The sequence below is a fragment of the Microbacterium sp. Leaf151 genome (genome assembly GCF_001424225.1).
In the GTDB taxonomy this organism is placed as follows: Bacteria; Actinomycetota; Actinomycetes; order Actinomycetales; family Microbacteriaceae; genus Microbacterium.
Map to the genome: position 1 here is coordinate 343,245 of NZ_LMOR01000003.1, position 24,199 is coordinate 367,443.

20 protein-coding genes and 2 tRNA genes are annotated in these 24,199 nt (G+C 69.8%); 16 read left to right on the forward strand and 6 right to left on the reverse strand.

What is annotated here, in order from left to right; translation table 11 throughout:
* Positions 1-35 precede the first annotated feature (35 nt).
* The 5 genes from ASF76_RS09155 to ASF76_RS09175 form a co-directional block, all read right to left on the reverse strand.
* Positions 36-815: an HAD-IIB family hydrolase gene (locus ASF76_RS09155; RefSeq protein ID WP_055956394.1), complete on the reverse strand. Its 780-nt coding sequence runs from the start codon at positions 813-815 to the stop codon at positions 36-38.
* 345 nt (positions 816-1,160) lie between these two features.
* Positions 1,161-1,237, reverse strand: a tRNA-Pro gene (locus tag ASF76_RS09160).
* Positions 1,238-1,497: 260 nt separating this feature from the next.
* Positions 1,498-3,006, reverse strand: coding sequence for a hypothetical protein (locus ASF76_RS09165; RefSeq protein ID WP_055956397.1), 1,509 nt, complete (start codon positions 3,004-3,006; stop codon positions 1,498-1,500).
* Between the two features lie 117 nt (positions 3,007-3,123).
* Positions 3,124-4,047 (reverse strand): metallophosphoesterase, encoded by a 924-nt coding sequence (locus tag ASF76_RS17040; RefSeq protein ID WP_235561271.1) that lies wholly within the window; start codon positions 4,045-4,047, stop codon positions 3,124-3,126.
* Positions 4,044-6,746 (reverse strand): transglycosylase domain-containing protein, encoded by a 2,703-nt coding sequence (locus ASF76_RS09175; RefSeq protein ID WP_055956403.1) that lies wholly within the window; start codon positions 6,744-6,746, stop codon positions 4,044-4,046. Before ASF76_RS09175 ends, ASF76_RS17040 begins: the two co-directional genes overlap by 4 nt.
* A gap of 117 nt (positions 6,747-6,863) precedes the next feature.
* Here ASF76_RS09175 and ASF76_RS09180 point away from each other — a divergent pair, with 117 nt between their 5' ends.
* The 3 genes from ASF76_RS09180 to ASF76_RS17340 all read left to right on the forward strand — a co-directional run bounded on the left by ASF76_RS09180 (position 6,864) and on the right by ASF76_RS17340 (position 8,522).
* Positions 6,864-7,082: a DUF4177 domain-containing protein gene (locus ASF76_RS09180; RefSeq protein WP_055956407.1), complete on the forward strand. Its 219-nt coding sequence runs from the start codon at positions 6,864-6,866 to the stop codon at positions 7,080-7,082.
* Positions 7,079-7,546: a RidA family protein gene (locus tag ASF76_RS09185; protein WP_055956411.1), complete on the forward strand. Its 468-nt coding sequence runs from the start codon at positions 7,079-7,081 to the stop codon at positions 7,544-7,546. The genes ASF76_RS09180 and ASF76_RS09185 overlap by 4 nt, the downstream gene beginning before the upstream one ends.
* 160 nt (positions 7,547-7,706) lie before the next feature.
* Positions 7,707-8,522, forward strand: a complete 816-nt coding sequence (locus tag ASF76_RS17340) for an LPXTG cell wall anchor domain-containing protein (protein ID WP_055956415.1) — start codon at positions 7,707-7,709, stop codon at positions 8,520-8,522.
* A gap of 119 nt (positions 8,523-8,641) precedes the next feature.
* Here ASF76_RS17340 and acs read toward each other — a convergent pair whose 3' ends face one another.
* A complete protein-coding gene (gene acs, locus ASF76_RS09195; RefSeq protein WP_055956417.1) occupies positions 8,642-10,609 on the reverse strand; it encodes an acetate--CoA ligase in 1,968 nt (655 codons plus the stop codon).
* Positions 10,610-11,050: 441 nt separating this feature from the next.
* On the opposite strand from acs, the gene ASF76_RS09200 reads away from it, so the two are divergent.
* From ASF76_RS09200 to ASF76_RS09260, 13 genes are all read left to right on the forward strand, one after another.
* Positions 11,051-12,034: a TadA family conjugal transfer-associated ATPase gene (locus ASF76_RS09200; protein WP_055957175.1), complete on the forward strand. Its 984-nt coding sequence runs from the start codon at positions 11,051-11,053 to the stop codon at positions 12,032-12,034.
* Positions 12,025-12,930 carry a type II secretion system F family protein gene (locus ASF76_RS09205; protein ID WP_055956420.1) on the forward strand — a complete coding sequence of 302 codons (906 nt, stop codon included), beginning with the start codon at positions 12,025-12,027 and terminating at the stop codon, positions 12,928-12,930. Before ASF76_RS09200 ends, ASF76_RS09205 begins: the two co-directional genes overlap by 10 nt.
* 67 nt (positions 12,931-12,997) lie before the next feature.
* Complete coding sequence (locus ASF76_RS09210; RefSeq protein WP_055956423.1) at positions 12,998-13,234, forward strand: DUF4244 domain-containing protein; 237 nt, start codon at positions 12,998-13,000, stop codon at positions 13,232-13,234.
* Entirely contained in the window at positions 13,231-13,560 is a 330-nt protein-coding gene (locus tag ASF76_RS09215; RefSeq protein ID WP_055956427.1) for a TadE family type IV pilus minor pilin, read from the forward strand. Before ASF76_RS09210 ends, ASF76_RS09215 begins: the two co-directional genes overlap by 4 nt.
* Positions 13,560-13,889, forward strand: a complete 330-nt coding sequence (locus ASF76_RS09220) for an Rv3654c family TadE-like protein (protein WP_055956429.1) — start codon at positions 13,560-13,562, stop codon at positions 13,887-13,889. Before ASF76_RS09215 ends, ASF76_RS09220 begins: the two co-directional genes overlap by 1 nt.
* A gap of 60 nt (positions 13,890-13,949) precedes the next feature.
* Positions 13,950-16,883 (forward strand): type I DNA topoisomerase, encoded by a 2,934-nt coding sequence (gene topA, locus ASF76_RS09225; RefSeq protein ID WP_156459204.1) that lies wholly within the window; start codon positions 13,950-13,952, stop codon positions 16,881-16,883.
* Positions 16,880-17,554, forward strand: a complete 675-nt coding sequence (gene tmk / locus ASF76_RS09230) for a dTMP kinase (RefSeq protein WP_082484957.1) — start codon at positions 16,880-16,882, stop codon at positions 17,552-17,554. The genes topA and tmk overlap by 4 nt, the downstream gene beginning before the upstream one ends.
* Before the next feature lie 91 nt (positions 17,555-17,645).
* The gene (locus tag ASF76_RS09235; protein WP_055956432.1) at positions 17,646-18,824 is read left to right on the forward strand and encodes a DNA polymerase III subunit delta'; all 1,179 of its coding nucleotides are present in this window, start codon (positions 17,646-17,648) and stop codon (positions 18,822-18,824) included.
* A 14-nt stretch (positions 18,825-18,838) separates the two neighbouring features.
* The gene (locus ASF76_RS09240) at positions 18,839-20,362 is read left to right on the forward strand and encodes an alpha/beta hydrolase (RefSeq protein ID WP_055956435.1); all 1,524 of its coding nucleotides are present in this window, start codon (positions 18,839-18,841) and stop codon (positions 20,360-20,362) included.
* 44 nt (positions 20,363-20,406) lie between these two features.
* A complete protein-coding gene (gene deoC, locus ASF76_RS09245; protein WP_055956438.1) occupies positions 20,407-21,078 on the forward strand; it encodes a deoxyribose-phosphate aldolase in 672 nt (223 codons plus the stop codon).
* A gap of 77 nt (positions 21,079-21,155) precedes the next feature.
* A tRNA-Thr gene (locus ASF76_RS09250) sits at positions 21,156-21,228 on the forward strand.
* Between the two features lie 256 nt (positions 21,229-21,484).
* Positions 21,485-21,880, forward strand: coding sequence for a hypothetical protein (locus ASF76_RS09255; RefSeq protein WP_055956441.1), 396 nt, complete (start codon positions 21,485-21,487; stop codon positions 21,878-21,880).
* A 41-nt stretch (positions 21,881-21,921) separates the two neighbouring features.
* Positions 21,922-24,195, forward strand: a complete 2,274-nt coding sequence (locus ASF76_RS09260) for an MMPL family transporter (RefSeq protein WP_082484958.1) — start codon at positions 21,922-21,924, stop codon at positions 24,193-24,195.
* The last annotated feature ends 4 nt before the right edge of the window (positions 24,196-24,199 follow it).

Consider the following 24,199-nt stretch of genomic DNA (forward strand, 5'->3'; position numbering starts at 1 on the left):
ACCGCGGCGGCGCACCCGGGCCGTGGTCGTCGCGTTTACTCTCCGGCGCGTTCGGGAAGCGTCGGCAGGAGCTTCTCGAGGAACGCGGCGGTGTCTTCCCATCCGTGCACGGCCTGGCACTCGACGCCCATGGCGAGTACCGGGTAGTCGTTGCCGTCGGGGTCGAGGCGGTCGCCCACGAAGAGCATGTCGTCGAGGGGAATGCCCGTCGCCTCGACGAGCTTGTTCATGCCGTAGGCCTTGTCGATGCCACGGTGGGTGATGTCGACCGACGTGGAACCGCCCGAGCGCACCTCGAGGTCGGGAATACGGGCGGCCACCGCCTCACGCAGGCTGTTCTTCTTCTCGCCGGTGGGGTCCCACGCCATCTTCGCCTCGAGCGGAGCGGACTGCCCGAGGGCCGAGAAGGTGATCTGCGAGCCGCGGTCCTCGAGGATGTCGCCCCACGGCTCCGCCTCCCACAGGCCCAGTCGCTCGGCCTCTTCGCGGACGGCCGACAGTGCGCGCTGCTTCTCGTCGTCGGTGAGGGAATGGGCGTAGACCGTCTCGACGCCCTCGGCGGTCAGGCGGTAGTACTGCGTGCCGCAGGTGGGCATGAGGTGGAAGTGCGCGAGCAGTGCGGGCGCGGCCTGCGGCAGACGCTCGACGACCTGCGTGCGGAACTGCTGCAGTTGTCCCCCCGAGATGATCGCGACCTCGACGCGCTCCGCCAGGGCGAGCAACAGATCGCCGATGCGGGGGTCGATGGCCGACTTCGACGGGGCGAGGGTGTCGTCGAGGTCGAAAGCGACGAGGCGGGGCGAGGCGTCGGACACGGTTCTCCTGGAGGTCTCGGGGTCGCGGTGCGGTCGACGCCCATCCGGGCGCGCACGGCGCGGAGCCGCAGACGGCCCACGATGATTCTACGGGGGAGCGTGTCACGACCCCGTCGGGTGGATCCCGGGTGACCGAGAGTGAGGCGGGCTCACCCGCCTTCGTCGGACCGAGGGTGATCATGGCGATGGTCGGCTGAGGGGTGCTGCAGTCCCCGCCGAAGTCGACCGTCCCGATCGATGCCGATGGCTTACCTACCTGAGCAGAAGAGCCCCCCGCGATCCGCGGGAGGCTCTCTGTTGCTGGAACCTCACAACCCCTCGACGAGCGGCTGGAGATTTCTCAATTGGTCGGGGTGACAGGATTTGAACCTGCGGCCTCGTCGTCCCGAACGACGCGCGCTACCAAGCTGCGCCACACCCCGTGAGCAACTTGAAAAGTCTACCCTGTTCCGGCCCGGTTCCGAACCAGAGCCGAGGTTCGGGCGAGTCGCGGGACATTCGCGAGGCCCCGATCTGGGCCACGCCCGCCGCGGGGGAGGCGGTTCGCGGCCGTCCTCGACGCGGGGTGACGAGGACGGCCGCGAACGGGGAGCCGTCGGCATGATCGATGCGGCCCATCATGGCGGCCGCAGGGGCACCGAGAGGGATCAGATCGCGGGGCCCGACCAGGCGCCCGACGTGTTCAGATCCTCGGAGTGGATCGGCGCCGCGCCACACTCCAGGCGATGATCCCTATCCCGATCGCCGCGGCGGCCGCACCTCCCGCCCCTCCCAGCGACGCCGCGGACATACCGGTCATCGCCAGGGCCGTGGGCGCGGCGGACGGAAAGGCCACGGGAGCCGGCGGGATCGCGGCAGCGGGCGGCGGGGTGGGAGACGATGTCGGATCGCTCGGAGGGGGCGTGGGCGTGAGCTGTTCGGTCTGCGCGGGGGAGGCGAATCGCTCCTGCCAGAGGTAATCGAGCGGGAGATGTGCGAGGGCGTCGGCATCCTGATCCGCTCGATCGACGCGCCACACGGCCGTGTAGACACCCGGTCCGGGCAGGTGCTCCGAGGTGACCTCGTAGGCGCCGGGCCCGGTTCTCGGGTCCGTTCGCAGGTCGAGACGCATCACGGGGTCGAGGTTCGACGGGATCTCGGTCGATTCGGCCGGATAGGCGCCCGTTCGATACACGTCGGCGGTCGCGGCTATCGCCACGAACGAACCGTCGGCATGGCGTGGCCACACGCCGTCGGCGGTCGACACGCTGACGCGATCGATGAAACGACCGTCTTCGATGCGCGCGGTCGTCTCGATGCGCGGGGAGAAGCGTACGAGTCGGGGTTCCGCGTCTTCTGCCGACAGCGTGAAGGTCGTGGGGCCGGCGGGCCCGGCGGATTCCTGCTGTCCAGGCGTGGAGAAGTAGTGGATCGCGGCGGAGCGCACGGAGAAGGTCCCCGTCACCCGGACGCTGTACGGACGGCCGTCGTCGGACGAGGAGGCGGGCGCGATGATGTCGTAACTCTGTCCGGCGCGCACGTCCGCACGATCGCCTTGACCGGAGTCGGCGAACACGGCGTTCTCGAGGTGCAGGGTGCCCGTGGCCGACGGATCCACATCGGCGGTCACGGTGCCGCGGGTCGGGTCGTCGTCGCTCGTCGTCACCGCCAGCACACCTCCGACGCGTGGAACGGCGATGCTTTCGGCCTCGGCGAGGTAGTGCACCGCCCGGTCCTGCACGGCCACGCTGTTCTCGGGGCTGGCTCGACGCATGATGTAGTCGATCGCCTCGGGGAAGCTGTCGCCGGTGTAGCCCCAGGAGTGAAGGGTGGTGTCACGGTCGACGATCGCTTTGACGGCCCACCCGACGCCGGCGGCCTGCACGGGATCGTCGGTTTGTCCGTAGGTGCTGACCAGGTGGTTGATCGACACCAGCTGCTGCGGGCTCAGGCCGTTGACGTCCGACGAGACACCGCGGTCGGTCGTGGGATCGGTGGCGACGGGGAGACCGGGATGGATGCAGTAGGTGTGCACATCGCCGACCCGCATCGAACCGTGCCAGCCGGTGCGCGACAGCGGTGCCCAGGTGCCGAAGCCGGTGCCACGATCAGCGGCGTGGGCGGCCGGGGTGAGGCCGAGACCGCCCAGCAGCGCCGCGATGACGGTCAGCGCGGCGAGAGTTCGTCGATGTGACGGAGGTGGGTGATGCATGCGAGGAGTCCCTTTCGTTCGAAGAGACTCGATCGTCCATCAGGTCGCACGCGCGGAAACGAGGCAAGGGGCCGATCCGTGAATGGATCGGCCCCTTGCGCGGGTGGGGAGGATGCCTCAGCGGGGCAGCAGCGTCAGGAGGGTCGCCTCGGGGCGGCACCCGAACCGCACGGGCGCGTAGATCGAATGGCCGAGACCCGCGCTCACGTTCAACGGCACCGTGCGTCCGTCGTGCGTCCACTCGCTGAGACCTCGGGCCTGGTCGAGCGGGATGTCGCAGTTGGACACGAGCGCGTTCCGGCTGAACGGCACGCGCACCTGCCCACCGTGCGTGTGGCCCGCCAGCAGGACGTCGGCACCGAAGTCGGTGAACGTGTCGAGCGTGCGCCGGTAGGGCGCGTGCATCACGCCGAGGGTGATGTCGGCGGCATCCAGGGTCTCGATGACGGGCGGGATCAGCTCGGGGTGATCCCAGCCGCGGTGGCCGTCGTTCACGCCGAAGGCGGTCACGCGCAGTCCCTTGATCTCCAGCGACACGGCCGTGTCGTCGAGGATGCTCCACCCGAGGTCGTCGGTGAAGAACCGATCCAGCGCGTCGACGTCGAGATGCTTGTGCGCCGGCAGGTGCCCTGACGGTCCGATGAAATAACGGAACGGGTTGCGCGGAGCCGGCTCCTGGTAGTCGTTCGAGCCGTGCACGACGAGACCCGGCACACCGCGGAGGGGGGACAGGGCCGTCCGAATGCCGGTGAGTCCGTCGCGGTGTCCGAGATTGTCGCCGGTGTTGATGACGAGATCGGGGGAGAGCTCCGCCAGGCGCGCCATCCACTCCTGCTTACGGTGCTGCCACGGCGCCATGTGAGCGTCGGAGACGTGCAGCACGCGGACAGGCTCGGCGCCCTTCGGCAACAGCCGGAGCGCGTGGTAGCGCACCGTGAAGAGGTAACGCTCGACGCCGACGCCCCAGACGGCGGCCCCGACGGCCGCCGCCCCCGCGACCCCGAGGGGTGCGAGGGCGGCGGTCACCAGGGGACGCGTCACGGGCATTCCCGCGCCACGACCGACAGAGCGATCGCCGTGTTCCTGTTGGCGGCGGTGCCGCCCGCCGGGTTGGTGCTGACGACCTGACCCTCGGCCGGGGCGTTGGCGTCGCGCTGGCACGCTCCGATGGAGATGTTGGTGTACCCCGCGCTGGAGAGCGCCGCCTGGGCGGCATTCACCGTCTGTCCATCGACGCTCGGCACGGTGCCGGTCTGGCCGTTGCCGGGGTTGATCGTGATGGTCGATCCGGCCGGAGCGGAGCCCCCGTTGGGGCTCTGCGCGGCCACGGTTCCCTCACCGGACGAGGAGTCGACGGGGTCGCCCACGCTGACGCGGAAGCCGGCGCCGGTCAGGGTCGACCGGGCGCTGTCGATGCTCTGACCCACGACGTTGGGCAGATCGCGCTGCTGCGTGCGCAGCAGGTTCGAGACCGGGTCAGGGAACCGGTCGCCGCCGTAGAACTCGTTCGCGGCGCTCTGGATGTCGCGGGCGAGCACGTAACGCATGCTGCTGAGCTGGTTGCCCTTGGCGTATTCGCCGAACAGGTCCTTGTCGCCGTCCCAGTTGCCCACCCACACGGCGGTCGTCGCGTTCGTCGACGATTCGATCATCCAGGTCTGGAAGCCCTCGTGCGTGCCGGTCTTACCCATGACGGGGGTTCCGTCACCCGGGTTGGCCGCCGCACCGGTGCCATCGCCCCTCATCACGCCCTGGAGGGCGTAGGCGGTAGTCGCCGCGATCTCGGGGGTGAGCACCGCTTCGCACGTGCGCTCGGGGATGGGACGTTCCTCTCCGTCGGCAGTGGTGACCTTGTCGATGACCTTCGGCTGGCAGTGGGTGCCGCCATTGGCAACGGTCGCGAAGGCTCCGGCCATGGCGAGGGGCGAGACGTTGTCACTGCCGATCACCTCGTTGGCGTTCTCCATCAGGATGTCTTCGCCGGTTCCCGACTGCACGCCGAGCTTCTTCACGACCTTGGCGATGTCGCAGAGGTCGAGCTCCGCCGCCATGGCGAGGTAGCCGGTGTTGAGCGAGTCACGGGTGAACATCATCGGCGTGCCCACGTAGCCCTGGTTGCGCGCGAAGTTGTTGATAGTCGTGTTCTCTTGGTTCACCCAGTTTCCGGAACACGAGTTGGTCATGTTGGGCACCGGTCGCAGGCGACCGTTCAGTGACTCGTTGAGCGAGTGGCCCTTCTCAAGCCAGTCGACGAGTGTGAAGAGCTTGAATGTCGATCCGACCGGGAAACCGATCGAACCGCCATTGGTGGAGTCGCCGGCGAACACGATGGAGTTGTACGACGGGTCGGACAGGGCCAGCTCGGGGTCCTGCGTGAACTTCGTGTTCTGCGCGATGGCGAGGACGCGGCCGGTCTTGGCCTCGAGGCTCACCGCCGTCGACCCGAACTTCATGCCGTCGATGCTCTCGGGGGTGTTCTCGTTCATCGTGTTCTGGGCGGCATCCTGCATGCGCCAGTCCATTGTCGTCTGGATGGTCAGACCGTCCTGGCGGAGCGCGCGCACGCGGTCGTCGACCTCGGCGCCGAAGGCCGGGTCGTTGAGGATCGTCGACACGACGTACTGACAGAAGTACGCGGCACCCGACGAGCCGCAGCCCTGCTCGGTCTCGGACAGCTGCGGCGTGATGGGCTCGACCGCGAACTGCACGTACTGCTCGTGCGTGATCTTGCCGTCGGCCTCCATGCGGCTCAGCACATAGAGCTGACGCCCCTTGGTCTCGCTGTATCCATCGGCCGCGGCGACGAGCTGCTCCTGCGTGATCTCGCCGTTGTCGCGCAGCGTGTACAGCGCCTGGATGGTGCTCTGATCGACGTCGTCGATCGAGCCGTCGGGCTGCTTGTTATACGCCGTTCCGTCTCCATCGATGATCGAGCCGTCCGGCTTGTCGACACGGAAGCGGTTGGGGTTCTGCACCATGCCGGCGAGGACCGCTGACTGTCCGACATTCAGCTGTGACGCCGAGATGTTGAAGTAACGCTTGGCGGCGGCGTCGATGCCGTAGGTCACACCGCCGAAGTTTGCGATGTTCAGGTAGCCCAGAAGGATCTGGTCCTTCGAGTACTCCTTCTCGAGCTGGATCGCGTAGCGCATCTCCTGCAGCTTGCGCTGGTAGCCCGCCGCGCCCTCGGCCTGTACGGCGGCAGACGCGCACTCGATGAGGGCTTCATCACGCGTCTTGCCGACCGGGTCGGTCTCGGTCGGCTCGACGGCCTTCGCGTCGCGTTCGCAACGCTGCACGAGCACGTTCTTCACGTACTGCTGGCTGATCGAGGAGCCACCCTGCGTGTCGCCGCTGGCGGCATTGTTGAGCAACGCGCGCGTGGTGCCGATCAGGTCGACACCGCCGTGCTGGTAGTAGCGGGGGTCTTCCGACGACAGGACGGCGTCGTACATGACGGGCGCGATCTGCTCGAAGGTGACGGGGGAGCGGTTCTGGTCGTAGAACTTCGCCAGTACCCGGTCGCCGGCCATCAGCGTGGTGGGCTGCATGAGCTCGTCGGGCTGTAGATAGCTCGGCATCTTGTCGAAGATCGTGATGGCGCTGGAGGCAGCGGCACCGGAGACGGCGATGGCCGGCGTGACGGCTGCGGTGACCAGGAGTCCGGCGACCGCGCTGAGTCCGACGAGGCCCAGGATGCCGCCGAGGGCACCGCTAGCCGTACGTTTGTTCTCGGGCATAGGCTTGATGCTAAGCGACGTTGCTGGGCGATGCCTTGAAGGCGTGCGCTCGCGCGCGTACGCCATCCGTCCGCGCGCACGATCGTTGCGCGCCGAGCCATCGCCGGGAGCCCGACAATGACCACGTGGGAATACCTCACCACTCCGCTGCTGATCCACAACACCGCCGCCATCCTCAACAACTGGGGCAAGCAGGGGTGGGAGCTCGTGCAGGTGGTGCCCGGCCCCGAGGGGGGACTCGTGGCCTATCTCAAGCGTCCGACCGGCGGCGGTACCGCCAACGCCGGCCTGGGCGCCGCCGAGGTCGCCGCGCGCCAGTTCGAAGGCCAGCAGTGACCGTCTCCGAGCGCCTCGCCGAACTCGGCGTCGACCTGCCGGCCGTCGTTCCCCCCGTTGCCGCCTACATCCCGGCGAGGCGCCACGGCGATCTCGTGTACACCTCGGGCCAGCTGCCGATGATGCAGGGCGCCCTTCCGGCGACGGGCAAGGTCGGCGAGTCCGAGGGTCTCGTGACTCCGGCGGATGCCAGATCGTATGCGCGTCAGTGTGCGCTCAACGCCATCGCGGCGGCGGCCGCGGTGGTCGGGGGTGTCGACAACCTCGTTGGCGTGCTCAAACTCACCGGCTTCGTGGCATCCGTTCCCGAGTTCACCGGCCAGCCGGCCGTCATCAACGGGGCGAGCGAATTGTTCGGCGAGGTCTTCGGCGAGGCCGGCGCGCACGCGCGTTCTGCGGTCGGTGTGCCCGTCCTTCCCCTGGACAGCCCGGTCGAGGTCGAGGTCGTCTTCACCGTCGCCTGATCACCGACGGCAGTGCCAGGAAGCGAAAGCGTAACTTAGCGTGTCATTTCGGTTTTCAGAATAAGCCCATCGAATGATTAGGGTATTTACGGGGAAGCGCACCTGCGCTCGCCTTCCACGTGCTGTGGGGGGCACATTCTTTAGGGGAAAACGGGGAAACATGAAGAAGACGACGAAATTCTGGGCGGCCGGCGCAACGGCGCTCGCCCTCGCGGTCGGTGCCGGGATCAGCGTCCCCGCTGCCTACGCGGCCGACATCACGGGTGATGTTCGGGTCACGCTGGACTTCACCACGCCCAACGAGGTCGACGTCGCGGTCTGGGCGAAGAACACTTCGGCCGTCACCGCGTACGGCTCGGCGACGGTCGCCCAGACCAACGGGTGGATCGAGACCTTCAGCGAGAAGCGCTTCGCGCCCGGTGAGACGTGGACCTGGTCGGCGTCGTTCGACGGGTACGACTGCAGCGACCTCAACACCACCGCGGGTGTCGCCTTCGGTTCGTCCTCGCGTGGCGGCGACCCGGAGTGGACCTCGGGCGTCATCACGGCGTGGGACTCGCGCGTCACCGTGATCGGCTGCGACCTGCCGCCGACGCCGACGCCGACGCCCACCCCGACGGCCACGCCCACGGCTACGCCGACCGCTACGCCGACGGCCACGCCCACGGCTACGCCGACCGCGACGCCCACCGCTCAGCCGACGTCCACGCCGACGCCGACCGCGACCCCGACCGGTGGCCCGACGCCGACCGCCACGCCGACGGCCACCTCGACGCCGACGGCTGCACCGACCGCCTCGCCGACGGCCACCGCGACCGCGGTTCCCGTGCCGGCCGGCAACGGTCAGTCCGGTAAGGGCTCGCTCGCGACGACCGGTATGTCCGGCGCCTCGCTGCTGCCGATCGCGCTGATCGCCGCCGGTGTCCTCGCCGCCGGTGCGTTCATCCTGCTGCTGCGTCGCCGCCGCTCGATCTGATAACGACGAGACGGGGCCGTTCGGATGAACGGCCCCGTCTTCGTGTCTGCGGGCGGTGATGCCGCGCGGCTCGTCGTTGCGTGGATGCCCGGTCACCCGGCATCCACGCAACGACGGTGTCATTTCACCTGGGCGCTGATCACGCTCATCACGGCGGTGTCGGCCAGCGTCGTGGTGTCGCCGACCTCGCGGCCTTCGGCCACATCGCGCAAGAGGCGGCGCATGATCTTGCCCGAGCGGGTCTTGGGCAGTTCGCCGACGATGTAGACGTCGCGCGGGCGGGCGATGGGCCCGATCTGCTCGCCGACCCACCGCCGGAGCTCGTCGCCGAGACCGTCGACGGGCTTTTGCTTGAGGTAGCGGCTCTTGATGATCACGAATGCGACCACCGCCTGACCCGTGGTCTCGTCGGAGGCCCCCACGACGGCCGCTTCGGCCACGCCCTCGTGCCCCACGAGCGCGGATTCGATCTCGGCCGTCGACAGGCGGTGTCCCGAGACGTTCATGACGTCGTCCACGCGTCCGAGCAGCCAGACGTCGCCGTCCTCGTCGAGACGGGCGCCGTCGCCGGCGAAGTAGTAGCCCTTGTCGGCGAACTTGTCCCAGTACGTCTCGCGATACCGGTCGGGGTCGCCCCAGATGCCGCGCAGCATGCTGGGCCACGGCTCGGTGACGACGAGCAGGCCGCCGCTGCCGGGGGCGACGGGTTCACCGCTGTCGTCGACGACGGCGATCGAGATGCCGGGCAACGGCACCTGTGCGGAACCGGGCTTGGTCTCGGTCACCCCCGGGAGGGCCGAGATCATGATCGCGCCGGTCTCGGTCTGCCACCACGTGTCGACGATCGGCGTCTGATCGGCACCGATGATCTCGCGGTACCAGACCCACGCCTCGGGGTTGATGGGCTCGCCCACCGACCCGAGGAGACGCAGCGATGACAGGTCGAACTTCTGCGGAACGTCGCGGCCGATCTTCATGAACGAACGGATGGCCGTGGGGGCCGTGTAGAAGATGGTCACGCCGTGCTTCTCGATGAGCTCCCACCAGCGACCGGGATGCGGCGTGTCGGGGGTGCCCTCGTACAGCAGCTGCGTCGCTCCGTTGGCGAGGGGGCCGTACGTCACGTAGGTGTGGCCGGTGATCCAGCCGATGTCGGCCGTGCACCAGTAGACGTCGGTCTCGGGGTGGACGTCGTGCACGACGCGGTTGGTGAACGCCGCCTGCGTGAGGTATCCGCCCGACGTGTGCAGGATGCCCTTCGGCTTTCCCGTCGTACCCGAGGTGTACAGGATGAACAGAGGCGTCTCGGCGGGGAAGGCCTGCGCCTCGTGTTCGGGCGACGCCTGCGGGACGACGTCGTGCCACCAGAGGTCGCGCTCCTCGGTCCACTCGACCTCGTTGCCCCCGCGCTTGACGACGATGACGTGCTCGACGGTCTCCTGGATGCCGGAGCCGTTGCGGTCGGAGAGCGACTGGTCGACCGCGGGTTTGAGGGGCGAGACCTTGCCCTTGCGCCAGCCGCCGTCGGCGGTGATCACGACCTTCGCTCCGGCATCGTCGATACGGGCGCGGAGACTGTCGGCCGAGAATCCGCCGAAGACGACCGAGTGGACCGCGCCGATGCGGGCAACCGCCAGCATCGAGGCGATCGCCTCGGGGATCATGGGCAGATAGAGGGCGACGCGGTCGCCCTTCTCGACACCGAGACCGGTGAGCACGTTCGCGAGGCGTTTTACCTCTTCGGTGAGCTCGGCGTAGGTGACGTTGCGCGAGTCGCCGGGTTCTCCCTCCCACCGCAGGGCGATGCGGTCGCCGTGGCCCGCCTCGACGTGCCGGTCGAGACAGTTGTAGGAGACGTTCAGCTCGCCGTCGGCGAACCACTCGGCGAACGGCGGATTCGACCAATCCAGCACCTGCGTGAAAGGCCTGTGCCAATGCAGGTCGCGCGCCTGTTCGGCCCAGAATCCCTCGCGGTCGGCGGCCGCGCGTTCGTACAGGGCGCGGTCGCCCACGGCGTTGTCGACGAATCCGGCCGACGGCGGGAACCGGCGGGATTCGGAGAGGAGGTGGTCGATCTGGCTGCTCATCGCGGCGCTCCTTCGCGTTACGTGACGCCCGCGTCAGCGCACGGCGTCTTCACCTGGGTCACGCTATCGAGCCCCTCCGACGGGGGCCACCTCCGATAGTTGGCATCCCGAGTTCGGCGAAACAGGTAATATATCGCGGTGAATAGGTGCGTCGAGTTGGTGCGGAGTTTTCGGCACGCGTAATCTAAACGAGCCCGAACATCGCTTCCGGCATTTGCGTCCGGGGGGAGCCCCCCAATATTCCTCCGGCCGCACGGCGGCATCCCTCGCCCCCCACTGACGGGATGCCGCCTCCTCCTTTTGCGGCTCCGTCCCTGATTCTGCGTCGGCGGGGTGGGTGGTTCGCCGAGGCCCCTCCCCAGGTGTCGCATTCTCGCGGCCGTCCACGGATGGCATGTCTTCGCCGACGGCGGGCCAGGCATGGTCCCTACGGTCGTCGGCATGCCCTCGCTCGCTCCGGTCCATCCGATCGACCCCGACCCCGCCTCCGCTGCCTGGCGGGATCCGGCGCTGGCGTTCCTGCGCCCGTTCCTCGACGATCCCGCCGTCACCGATCTCTTCATCAACGGTGACCGTGGCCTCTTCGTCGACCGGGGCGACGGAGCCGAACGCGTGTCGTCGTGGCGCGCGAGCGAAATCGAGGTGCGCCACGTGGCCGTCCGCCTCATCGCGCTGGGCGGGCGGCACCTCGACGACGCCTCGCCGTGCGTTGACGTCCGCCTCCATCGAGGGGTGCGCGTGCATGCCGTTCTCGCCCCCGTCGCCGCGAGCGGAACCACGCTGTCGGTGCGCGTACCGCGCTGGGACGCGCCGGATCTGTCTGATCTCGAACGCAGCGGCATGCTCTCCCGGGGCCAACGCGAACACCTTCAGAGCATGGTGGAGCGTCGAGAGAACGTGCTGATCACGGGAGCCACGGGGGCCGGGAAGACGACATTGCTGTCGGCCCTGCTCTCGCACGTGCCGTCCACGCAGCGCATCATCACGGTCGAGGAGGTGGCCGAACTGCGCCCCGCGCACCCGCACCACGTCGCCCTCGAGGCTCGGCAGCCGAACATCGAGGGTACCGGCGGCATACCGCTGGCCCGTCTCGTCCGTGAAGCCCTGAGGATGCGACCTGACCGATTGGTCGTGGGCGAGTGTCGCGGCGAGGAACTGCGAGAGCTGCTCATGGCGCTCAACACCGGTCACGACGGAGGGGCCGGAACCTTGCACGCGAGCGGCCTCACCGACGTGGCGGCCCGGCTCGAGGCACTCGGAGCGCTCGCGGGAATGGATGCCGCGGCCACGGCGCGGCAGACGGTCAGCGCCATCGACGCGGTCGTCCACGTCGAGCGGATCGCCGGGCGGCGGCGCGTGAGCGGGTGGGGGCGCCCCGCCGCGCACGCGGGACGCATCACGATCGAGCCCGAGCGATGGCCGTGAGAACCGCCGCACGCGACGGCCTCGACGCGACTCCGGCCGACCCGATCGAGACGATCATGCGCCTCGCGGTCCTGTTGTCGGCCGGCCTGACCCCGGCGAATGCCTGGAGGCACCTCGCCGACACCGGAGACCCCGTCTGCCGCGCGGCCGCGCGCGCCGCCGCCGAAGGTGACGACGTCGGCGCCGTGCTTGCTGAGGCTGGGGTGTCATGGACCGACGTCGCTGCGGTCTGGTCGGTCGCGGTTCACACGGGCGCACCCCTCGCCGATACGCTCCGGGCGGTGGGCGGCGCCCTCCGCGACGCCACCGAGGTCGCGGCCGATGTGAGCGTCGCCCTGGCGGAGCCTGCCGCCACGGCCAAGCTCCTGGGCTGGTTACCCGTCCTGGGTGTGCCGATGGGGATGGCCCTCGGGTTCGACTCCGTCGGCATCCTGCTCTCCGACCCGGCGGGAATGGCCTGCCTCGCATCGGGCAGCACTCTCATCGTGATCGCGCAGTCGTGGTCACGACGGCTCTTGCGCCGCGCCCGGCCGCCCACGGCGGTCCCGGGGCTCCGCGCCGAACTGTGGGCCGTCGCCCTCTCCGCCGGAGTGTCCGCTGACCGCGCACGCTCGCTGGTGGACAGCGCGCTGCGCTCTCGCCCGCCGGTCGACTCGCCCGATGCCGCGGCGCAGACGGTCGCGTTCGCCCACCGAGCCGGGGTCCCCGCCGCGGAGCTGCTTCGCGCCGACGCCTGGCTCGCCCGACAGCGCGCACGAACAGCGGGACGCACGGCGGCGGCACGGTTGTCGACGCGGCTGCTGCTTCCTCTCGGGATCTGCACGCTTCCCGCGTTCCTCCTTCTCGCGGTCGCCCCGATGATGCTCGGCATCCTGAGGTCCGGGGCCCTTCCGTGACTTCTCACCCCCATCGCCCCCCGACGCACCTCCCTCACTTCCCTCACTTCGACCCCAGGAGTTCTCCATGACCGCGTTTCCCCACCCGTTCCGTCCGCAGCGCCCGGTAGCGGACGTGCCGCCGTTGACGACCGCGCGCGCCGGCGCGCTGTTCCTCGACGATCGCGGTGCGGCGACGGCCGAGTACGCCATCGCGACGATGGCGGCCGTCGCCTTCGCCGGCTTGCTCGTCGTCATCATGCGCAGCGACGAAGTCCGCGGCATCCTGACCGATCTGGTCCGCCGCGCCCTCACCGTGCAATGACGCGGCGGCTGCTCGACGACCGGGGATCCGTCGCCGCGGAATTCGCGGTGGCCCTCCCGGCCGTGATCATCGTTCTCGCGCTCGGCGTCGGGGTCCTCGGATCGGCGGCGGCGACCGTGCGTCTGCAACACGCCGCGACGGAAGCCGCCCGCCTGCTCGGTCGCGGCGACACCGACGCCCTCGTCGGCATCGCCGAGACCGGAGGGACGGCGTCCGTCGAACGTCACGACGGGCTGGTGTGCGTGGCGGCCGTGGCACCGGTTCCGGCGGGACCGGCGCTGCCGGCCGTCACGGCACGTGCGTGCGCGCTCGATGGAGGCCGGTGATGGCCGGTAGCGTCTCGGTCGTCGGTGTCGTCGCGACGCTGGTGGCCGTGACCGTCTCGCTCGGGATCGCGGGCGCCGCGGCGATCGAAGCCCAGCGGGTGGCCGGCGTCGCCGACGCCGCCGCGCTCGCTGCGGCCGACGCCGCGAGCGGGGCGGTGCCCGGCGCGCCGTGCGAGCAGGCCGGACGGATCGCCGCGGCGCACGCGGTCCGTCTGGTCCGGTGCGATCTGGAGGGTCTCATCGCCACCATCTCCGTCGGTGGGGCGTACGGTGGAATTCCATTCGATGCGCGCTCCCGGGCCGGACCCCCCGACGCGTCCGCCCCGTGAGACCTCCCGGAACCCGAACAGGGAGGCGTGTGTATGGTGTGCATCGACGAAAGGACCCCAGTGGCAAACGGCAAGAAGCTCGTCATCGTCGAGTCCCCGACGAAGATGAAGTCGATCCAGGGATACCTCGGCGACGACTACGAGGTGCTCAGCTCGGTCGGTCACATCCGCGACCTGGCGTCGAAGAAAGAGATCCCGGCCGACAAGAAGGCGGCGTACGGCAAGTACTCCATCGACGTCGAGAACGACTTCGATCCCTTCTACGTCGTGAACGACCGCAAGACCAAGACGGTCGCCGATCTGAAGCGCGCACTCAAGGGCGCCGACGAAGTCCTGCTCGCCACTGATGGTGATCGCGAGGGCGAGGCCATTGCATGGCACCTTCTCGAGGTGCTCAAGCCCAAGGTGCCCGTCCGTCGAATGATCTTCCACGAGATCACCAAGGACGCCATCCGCGATGCCGCGGAGCACACGCGCGACCTCGACGTCTCTCTCGTCGACGCGCAGGAGACGCGTCGTGTGCTCGACCGCCTCTACGGCTGGGACGTCTCGCCCGTGCTGTGGCGCAAGGTCGGTTCCGGCCGCGAGGGCACCGCGCTCAGCGCCGGTCGTGTGCAGTCGGCGGCGACGCGCATGGTCGTCGAGCGCGAGCGCGAGCGCATGGCCTTCGTCTCGGCCTCGTACTGGGACGTCGAGGCGTTGGCCTCGCGATCGGGCTCATCGTTCACCACGCGACTGAACCGCCTCGACGGCGCACCCATCGCGCGCGGCGGCGACTACGACGACCTCGGTCAGCTCAAGAAGGCCGTCGTCGTCCTCGACGAGACGCGGGCCCGCGCACTCGCCGACGCCATCACCGCGGCCGGGCGCGCCACCGTCGCCAAGGTCGAGGCGAAGCCGGGCACGCGAAGCCCTCGCGCCCCCTTCACCACCTCCACCCTGCAGCAGGAGGCCGGTCGCAAGCTCTCCATGAGCGCCAAGCACGCCATGGGCGTCGCTCAGCGGCTCTACGAGAAGGGCTTCATCACCTATATGCGTACCGACTCGGTCGCCCTCTCGGGTCAGGCCGTCTCGGCGGCGCGCGCGCAGGCCGTCGCCCTCTACGGCGACAAAGCCGTGCCGGCGAACCCCCGCGTGTACAAGAGCAAGTCAAAGAACGCGCAGGAGGCGCACGAGGCCATCCGTCCCTCGGGTGAGACCTTCCGCACGCCGGCGTCGCTCGCGTCGTCGCTTGACCGCGACGAGCAGAAGCTGTACGACCTCATCTGGAAGCGCACCGTCGCCAGCCAAATGGCGGATGCCAAGTACGAGACGACCACGGTGACCCTCACGGTGGATGCCGGGGCCCAGGTCGCCGAGTTCACGGCATCCGGAACCGTGTACACCTTCAAGGGCTTCCTCGAGGCGTACGAAGAGGGCGCCGACGAGAAGCGCAACGACGACGACGCCGACCAGTCGCTCCCGGCTGTCGCCGTGGGCGACGAACTCGCCGTCAGCGACGTGGAGCCCAAGGGCCACAGCACGTCGCCGAAGCCCCGCTACACCGAAGCGAGCCTGGTCAAGGCGCTCGAGGAGAAGGGGATCGGTCGCCCGTCGACCTTCGCCAGCATCATCGGCGTGATCCTCGACCGTGGGTACGTCACCAAGCGCGGTCAGGCCCTCGTTCCCAGCTGGCTCGCGTTCAGCGTGGTGCGGCTGCTCGAGGAGCACTTCGCCGACCTCGTCGACTACGACTTCACCGCCGCCCTCGAAGACGACCTCGACGCCATCGCGCGCGGAGAGCAGCGCCGCACCGAGTGGTTGAAGTCGTTCTACTTCGGCTCGGACAAGCAGGTGGGTCTGCGGCACATCGTCGACAACCTCGGTGAGATCGATGCGCGTGAGCTGAACTCCACGCGCATCACCGACACCGCGACCCTGCGCTTCGGCAAGTACGGGCCGTACCTCGAGGTCACCGATCCGGCGGCCGATGCCGAGGCGAAGCCGCGGATCGTCAACATCCCCGAAGACCTCGCACCCGACGAACTCACCCCCACCAAGGCGCAGGAACTCATCGACGCTCCCGTAGCGGGTGACCGGGTGCTGGGGGAGAACTCGGAGAACGGAAAGCTCGTCGTCGTGAAAGACGGCCGCTTCGGCCCCTACGTGCAAGAAGTGGATGCCGAGGAGCCCGAGGAGGTCGACCAGGCAACGGGCGAGGTCGTCGAGCAGCCCAAGAAGCGTGGGGCGAAGAAGGAAGTGGCTCCCAAGCCCCGCACCGCGTCGCTGTTCCGTTCGATGTCGGTCGACACCATCGACCTCGACACCGCGCTGCAGCTGCTCTCGCTCCCGCGTGTCGTGGGCACCGACCCCGAGACGGGCGCGGAGATCACCGCGCAGAACGGGCGCTTCGGTCCGTACCTGAAGAAGGGGACGGATTCCCGCTCGCTGGACGACGAGAAGCAGATCTTCGACATCACCCTCGAGGAGGCGCTCGCCAAGTACGCGGAACCCAAGTACGGCGCACGCCGGGCATCGAGCGCGCTGAAGGAGTTCGACGCCGACCCCGTCAGCGGCAAGCCGATCAAGCTCAAGGACGGCCGATTCGGACCGTACGTCACCGACGGTGAGACCAACGCCACGGTGCCCCGCGGTGAGAACGCGTTGGAGATCACGTTCGAGCGTGCGATCGAACTCATCGCCGACAAGCGGGCGAAGGGTCCGGCTCCCAAGAAGGCGGCCCCGGCGCGCAAGACGGCGGCGACGAAGACGGCGGCGGCGAAGACCGCGGCCACGAAGACGACGGCGACTCGCACGACGGCGACGAAGACCGCGGCGGCGAAGACCGCGGCGGCGAAGACCGCGGCGGCGAAGACCGCGGCGACGAAGACCGCGGCGGCGAAGACGGCGGCGCCCAAGGCGGCGGCGCCCAAGACGGCTGCGGCGACCAAGGCTGCCGCGACCACGGCTGCGGCGACCACGACCCCGCGCAAGGCGCCGGCGAAGACCTCGTGACCGACGACCTCACCCGGCCGCTGCACGCCCCCCGGGCGGCGGCGGCCGGGGGGCCGGGGCTGTTCGTCACTTTCGAGGGCGGAGACGGCGCGGGAAAGACCACGCAGGCGTCGCTTCTCGAGCGGTGGCTCGCACAGCAGGGCCGACGGGTCGTGCGGACCCGCGAGCCGGGCGGAACCGAGGTCGGTGTGCGTATTCGCGACATCGTCCTTCATCACCGCGGCCACATCGATGCACGCGCCGAGGCCCTGTTGTACGCCGCTGATCGCGCGCATCACATCGCCACGCACGTGCGGCCGGCCGTGGCACGCGGAGACGTGGTCATCCAGGACCGGTACCTCGACTCGTCCGTCGCCTACCAGGGGGCGGGCCGCATCCTGGACGCCGACGACGTGCGCGCGCTGTCGCTGTGGGCGACCGACGGGCTTCTCCCCGACCTGACGGTGCTCCTCGACCTCGACCCGGCCGCTGCGCGCCGCCGTCTCGACGCCGACGACAAACCCTTCGACCGGCTCGAGGCGGAGAAAGAGGACTTCCACGCGCGCGTGCGCGCCGGCTTCCTCGCCCTGGCCGACGCCGAGCCCCGGCGTTTCCTCGTGCTCGACGCGGAAGCGGCCCCCGACGACCTCGCCGCCCTCGTGCGCGAGGCGGTCGCAGAGCGTCTGGGCTGAGGTCCGCAGACCACGGCCCGCCCACGTCGCCGAGGGTTTGCACAGCCGAACGCCAGCGGCGGTGTCGGACCCCGCGGTTAGGCTGGAGCCCATGTCCGTCGCCCTCGATCCGTCCCCGCAGGCCGTCGGCACGGCGCCCTTCCCGTGGGACGCCGTGTGGGGGCAAGACGAGGCCGTCGCGACGCTGCGTGCGGCGGCGTCGATTCCCGCCTCCCTCGCGCACGCGTGGCTCATCACCGGTCCGCCCGGGTCGGGGCGCTCCACCCTCGCTTACGCGTTCGCCGCCGCGCTCATCGCCGACCCGGGCGACGAGCGCGCCCAACGGCAGGTGCTCGCGCGCACGCACCCCGATCTGACGGCACTTCGCACGGAACAGGTCGTGATCAGGATCGACGAGGCCCGTCGCCTCGTGGAGCGCGCATCCTTCGCGCCGTCACTCGGTCGGCACCGCGTGATCGTGGTCGAAGACGCCGATCGCATGTCGGAGCGCACATCCAACGTGCTTCTGAAGGCGCTCGAGGAACCGCCCGAGAAGACCGTCTGGGTGCTCTGCGCGCCGAGCGACGCCGACCTGCTGCCCACCATCCGCTCACGGGTGCGGGTACTCCGACTGCGCGAACCGTCTGTCGCCGACGTCGCGGCGCTGATCGTCGAGCGCACCGGCGTGTCCGCCGAGATCGCCGAAGAGTCGGCTCGCCACGCGCAGCGCCACATCGGTATGGCCCAACGTCTCGCGACCGACGACGACGCACGGGCACGCCGTGCCGAGACGCTCGCCGCCGTCCTCGCGGTGCGGGGCATCGGCGACGCCGTCGACGTCGCGGGTCGTATGGTGCGCCTGGCCACCGACGACGCCAAGGCCCTCACGGCCACCCGCGACGAAGAGGAGCGCCGGTCGCTGCTGCGCATGCTCGGCGTCGTCGAGGGCGCCGCCGTGCCGCCGTCGGTGCGCGGGCAGGTCAACGCCCTCGAAGACGACCAGAAGCGCCGGGCCACCCGCAGCCTCCGCGACGGTATCGACCGGGTGCTCACCGACCTGCAGTCGCTGTTCCGCGATGTCGTGATGATCCAGTACGGCCGAGAGGGTGATCTCGTCAACAGCGAGCGGATCGACGCCCTGCGCGTCCTCGCGGCCGAGTGGACGCCCTCCCGCACGCTCGGGGTGCTCGATCGCATCTCGGTCACGCGCCGCAACCTCGAACAGAACGCCGCCCCGCTGCTGGCACTCGAGAGCCTCATGATCACCGTGGCGAACGGCTCGGCGCCGTGAGCCTGCGCCGCCGAATGACCGCCGTCATCGCGGGGATGGCGGGTCTGGCCCTCGCGCTGAGCGGGTGTCTCTACGCCCAGATCCCGCCGATGGCGCCAGACACGGGGCGCTCGCTCGCCCCGCAGACCGACGGCGTCGAGGCGTCCCTCCTGCCGTACTACGGCCAGGCGCTGGCGTGGAGCGACTGCGGCGGTGTCGGCTTCGACTGCACGACGGTCACCGCCCCCCGCGACTACGCCGATCCGTCGGCCGGCGACCTGCAGCTGGCGGTGATCCGCCACCGTGCGACGTCGGGTGAGCCGCGGGGATCGCTTCTCACCAATCCCGGGGGACCGGGCGTGAGCGGAGTCGACACCGTGCGCGACTCGGTCTCGCTCGTTGCCGATGAGACCCTCACCGCCTCCTACGACGTGATCGGATTCGACCCGAGGGGTGTCGGGCAGTCTTCGGCCGTGACCTGTTACGACGCGTCCGGTATGGACGCCTTCCTCTACGACATCCCTCCGGGGAAGCGGGGGAGCGACGAACGCAACGCGGCCCTCGAGAAGCGGCAGGCTGACTTCGCCCAGGCGTGTGAGGCGGGGAGCGACGGCATCCTCCCGTACATCTCGACCGAGAACGCCGCGCGCGACATGGATCTGCTGCGCGCGGTGCTGGGCGATGCCAAGCTCTCCTACCTCGGTTTCTCGTACGGTTCGCTGCTCGGAGCGACCTATGCCGGCCTGTTCCCCGAACGGGTCGGGCGTATGGTGCTCGATGGCGGCATCGATCCGAGCCTTCCCGGCAGTGCGAGCGGCATCGCTCAGGCCGTGGGCTTCGAGAACGCGTTGCGCTCCTTCATGGCCGACTGCCTGACGCGCTCGGACTGCCCGTTCGCCGGCTCCGTCGACGACGCGATGAGCGATCTGACCGCGCTGCTCGAGCGGGTCGACGTCCGGCCGCTGACCAACGGCGACGGCCGCATACTCGGCGCGGACACCCTCGTGACGGCCGTCCTCGCCGCGCTGTACAGCGACCAGAGCTGGCCGTATCTGCGCATCGCCCTCACCGACGCGCAGAACGGCGACGCGTCGGTCGCCTTCCAACTGGCCGACTTCTACAACGGCCGTGAGAACGGGCAGTACCCGAGCAACACCCTTCAGGCGCTGCGTGCATACAACTGCGTCGACTACCCCGACGAAGCCGACACCGACGATGAGGCGCTCGAGGCGGAACTCGAGCGGGAGGCCCCCGTCGTCGCACCCTACTGGGTGGGTCCCGACCCCTGCGCGGCGTGGCCCGCGCCCCCGACGGGGACGCGCGCCGAGATCACCGCGCCCGGCTCGCCGCCCATCGTCGTCCTCGGCACCACCGGTGACCCGGCCACCCCCTACACCGAGGCGCAGGCGCTCGCCGAGCAGCTCTCGCAGGGCGTGCTCGTCACCTACGTCGGCGAGGGCCACCTCGCCTACAACAAGGGCAACGCCTGTGTGAACGGTGCGGTCGACGACTACCTCGTCGACGGCACTGTGCCCGAGGCGGGGCTGCGTTGCGAGTAGCGACCTCACCTACGCTTGGTTCGTCACACCCCGAGGAGACCCCTATGACCGCGCCCACCGCCGACCTGGCGACGTACATCGACCACACCCTGCTCAAGCCCGAGGCCACTCGCGCCGACGTCGAGCGACTCATCGCCGAGGGCGCCGAGCTGGGCACCTACAGCGTGTGCATCTCGCCGTCGTTCCTGCCGGTGAAAGTGCCCGCGGGTCTGAAGCTCGCCGTCGTCTGCGGCTTCCCCAGCGGCAAGCACCACGCCGAGATCAAGGCGGCCGAGGCGGCGCTGTCGGTCGCGCACGGAGCGGACGAGATCGACATGGTGATCGACGTGGGTGCCGCCGTCGAGGGGCGCTACGACCTCGTCGAGGCCGAGATCCGCGCCGTGCGCGACGCCGCCCCGGCGCCGACCGTGCTCAAGGTCATCATCGAGTCCGCGGCGCTGAGCGACGAGGCCATCGTCGCCGTGTGCGAGGCGGCGGTGGCCGCAGGAGCCGATTTCGTCAAGACCTCGACCGGGTTCCACCCGGCCGGCGGCGCCAGCGTGCACGCGGTCGAGCTGATGAAGCGCACGGTCGGCGATCGGGCCGAGGTGAAGGCGTCGGGTGGCGTGCGCACGCGCGGCGCCGCCGAGCAGATGATCGCCGCCGGAGCGACGCGCCTGGGCCTGTCGTCCAGCCGCGACATCCTCGCCGACAGGTCCGCGAGCGGCGACTACTGATCGCCTTACCGGGCGTGTGCGTCCGAGCGCGCTGGAGCATGTAAACTCGATGATCGTGCACGCGACAGCGCGCACGTGCCGCCTTAGCTCAGACGGCAGAGCGATTCACTCGTAATGAATAGGTCAAGGGTTCGATTCCCTTAGGCGGCTCCGAAGGCCCTCACCCGCTTCCACCGGGTGGGGGCCTTTTCTCGTCGGCGAGGTCCGGCATCCGGCCTTCCGCCCCGGCGCGCGCCCGGCGAGCGGTGGCTGTGATCCCGACGGGCGACCGTACGTCGCAGCTTCTGCTCCTGCGCGCGACCGCAGGCCCCGCGCCTGGCCGCGCCGGGGACCGGCCAACCCGACCGATAGGCTGACAACCCGCCCCCACGACGGTCGTGCCCGTCCGCTACCCGCTGGAGTCCCCGTGTCGAATGCGATCGACGCCCTCATCGAGATCTTCACGTGGGTGGGCCTGGGCGCGGGGCTGCTGCTCGCCCTCGCCGCGGTGTTCCTCCTGCTCGCCGACGGCACGTGGCTCCCCGCCCGGGCCGTGGTGGAGCATGTCGACGAAGGCCGGGTCGTGCGGTGGTTCGACCACGACGGGGGCGTGAACGAGGCGGCACTGTCGGCGCACGACGATGCCAAGATCGGACCCGTCGACATGATCGACATCTTCTACCGGCGGGGGAGCGAGCACCGGATGCGCCTGACGCGCTCGTCGCCGCTCGTGCGATTCATGTCCCTCCTGGCGGCGGGGGTCCTGGCGCTGGGACTCGTGGCTTTCATCGCGTCGATCGTGATGCTGTTCGTCCGCGGCTGAGAAATTGGCGCGACGCGCATGTCGCTAGATAAGCTAGCGATATGTCCGACTCGATCCGCCCCACCCTCCGCCGATCGCGGCGCGCCGACGGCGCCGTGCGCGTCTCGCGCTGGCTCCGGATCGGCATCCCGAGCCTGCTCGTGCTGCTGTGGGTCATCGGAGGGTCGATCGGTGGGCCGTTCTTCGGAAAGGTCGACGAGGTCGCCACGAACGATCAGTCGTCGTTCCTGCCGCAGTCGGCCGACGCGACGCGGGTGAGCGAGCGGCTGACGGACTTCACCGGCGGCGACACCATTCCCGCCATCGTCGTGGCCGCCACCGCAGACGGCAGTGCCCTCGGCGACTCCCAGGTCGCGTCCCTTCAGACGCTGGCCACCGATATCGCCGGCATCGACGGGGTGGCGGGAGACGCCTCACCGCCGGTCGTCTCCGACGACGGGCAGGCGGCGCAGATCTTCGTGCCCATCGACAGCTCCGGCGAGGTCCGTGAGGTGGTCGAACGGGTGCGGGAGGTGGTCGCCGACGACGTTCCCGGCGGTCTCGATGCCTGGGTCACCGGCCCCGCCGGCTTCACGGCCGACCTCGTGAAGGGCTTCCTCGGCATCGACGGTCTTCTGCTGATCGTCGCGCTCGCGGCGGTGTTCGTCATCCTGGTCATCGTGTACCGCTCGCCGCTGCTGCCGATCCTCGTGCTGTTGACATCGGTGTTCGCACTGTGCGTCGCGCTGCTGACGGTGTGGTGGCTCGCCTTCGCCGGCATCGTCGTTCTGAACGGACAGGTGCAGGGCATCCTGTTCATCCTCGTCATCGGCGCCGCCACCGACTACGCCCTGCTCTACGTCGCGCGGTTCCGTGAGGCGATCGGGGCGGGCGAGCGTCGATGGGATGCAACGGTGCGAGCGTGGAAGGGAGCAGTGGAGCCCATCCTCGCGTCGGGGGGAACGGTCATCGCGGGACTGCTCTGCTTGCTGCTGTCGGATCTCGCGACCAACCGCGCTCTCGGCCCGATCGCCTCGATCGGCATCGCGTTCGCCGTGCTCGCTGCCCTCACCTTCCTGCCCGCGCTGCTCGCGCTCTTCGGCCGTGCCGCTTTCTGGCCCTTCGCGCCGAAGCCCGGAGCCGCCGCGCTGCCCGCCGATCTCACCGCACCCGCGAAGGGTCTCTGGCCGCGCCAGGCGCGCTTCGTCGCGCGACGCGCGCGCCCGGTGTGGATCGTGTGCACGCTCGTGCTGCTGGCCGCGTGCGTCGGCGTCACGCAGTTGCGCGCCGACGGCGTTCCCGCCAGCGATCTGGTGCTCGGCGCTTCGGAGGCGCGCGATGGCCAGACCGCGCTCGCCGAGCACTTCCCGGGCGGTTCGGGCAGCCCGGCCTACGTGCTGGTGCCGGAGGACCGTGCCGCCGAGGCGGTCGCCGTGCTCGAGCGGACCTCGGGAATCGACAGTATCGGGATCCTCTCGTCCGATGCGCCCGGCGGCCAGGCGCCCGTCACGGCCGCCGGGGGCACTCTGCAGACCACGACGTTCGGTCCGCCCGGAACCCCCGCCCCCGCCCCGACCGTCTCCGACGGGGAGGTGCTGGTGGCGGCGACACTGGCCGACACCGCCGACTCGGCGGCCGCCGACGACACGGTGCGCGAACTGCGCGCGACCCTGACCGCCGAGCTCGGCGAGGACACCGCGATCGTCGGCGGTGTGACGGCGACGGACATCGACTCGGTCGACACGTCGATCCGCGACCGCACGCTCATCATCCCGATCGTGCTCGTCGTCATCCTGCTCATCCTGATGGCACTGCTGCGCTCGGTCGTCGCGCCCCTCATCCTCATCGGCACGGTGATCGTGTCGTTCGGTGCGGCGCTCGGGGTGAGCGCGGTGGTGTTCGACGGCGTCTTCGGCTTCGCCGGCGCCGACCCGTCGGTGCCGTTGTACGGGTTCGTCTTCCTCGTCGCCCTGGGCGTGGACTACAACATCTTCCTCATGTCGCGCGTGAGAGAGGAATCCGTCGTGCACGGCACACGGCCCGGCATCCTGCGCGGACTCGTCGCCACCGGCGGTGTCATCACCTCGGCAGGACTCGTGCTGGCCGCGACCTTCGCGGCCCTCGGCGTCATCCCGATCCTGTTCCTCGCGCAGATCGCCTTCATCGTGGCCTTCGGAGTGCTGCTCGACACCTTCGTCGTGCGCTCCCTGCTGGTGCCGGCGCTGGCCTACGACCTCGGCCGGCGGATCTGGTGGCCGTCGAAGCTGGGCCGGAGGGATGCCGACGCGGCCGACCGCGACGTCCCCGGGCGGGGCGTGACCGGACGGCGCGCGTAGGCTC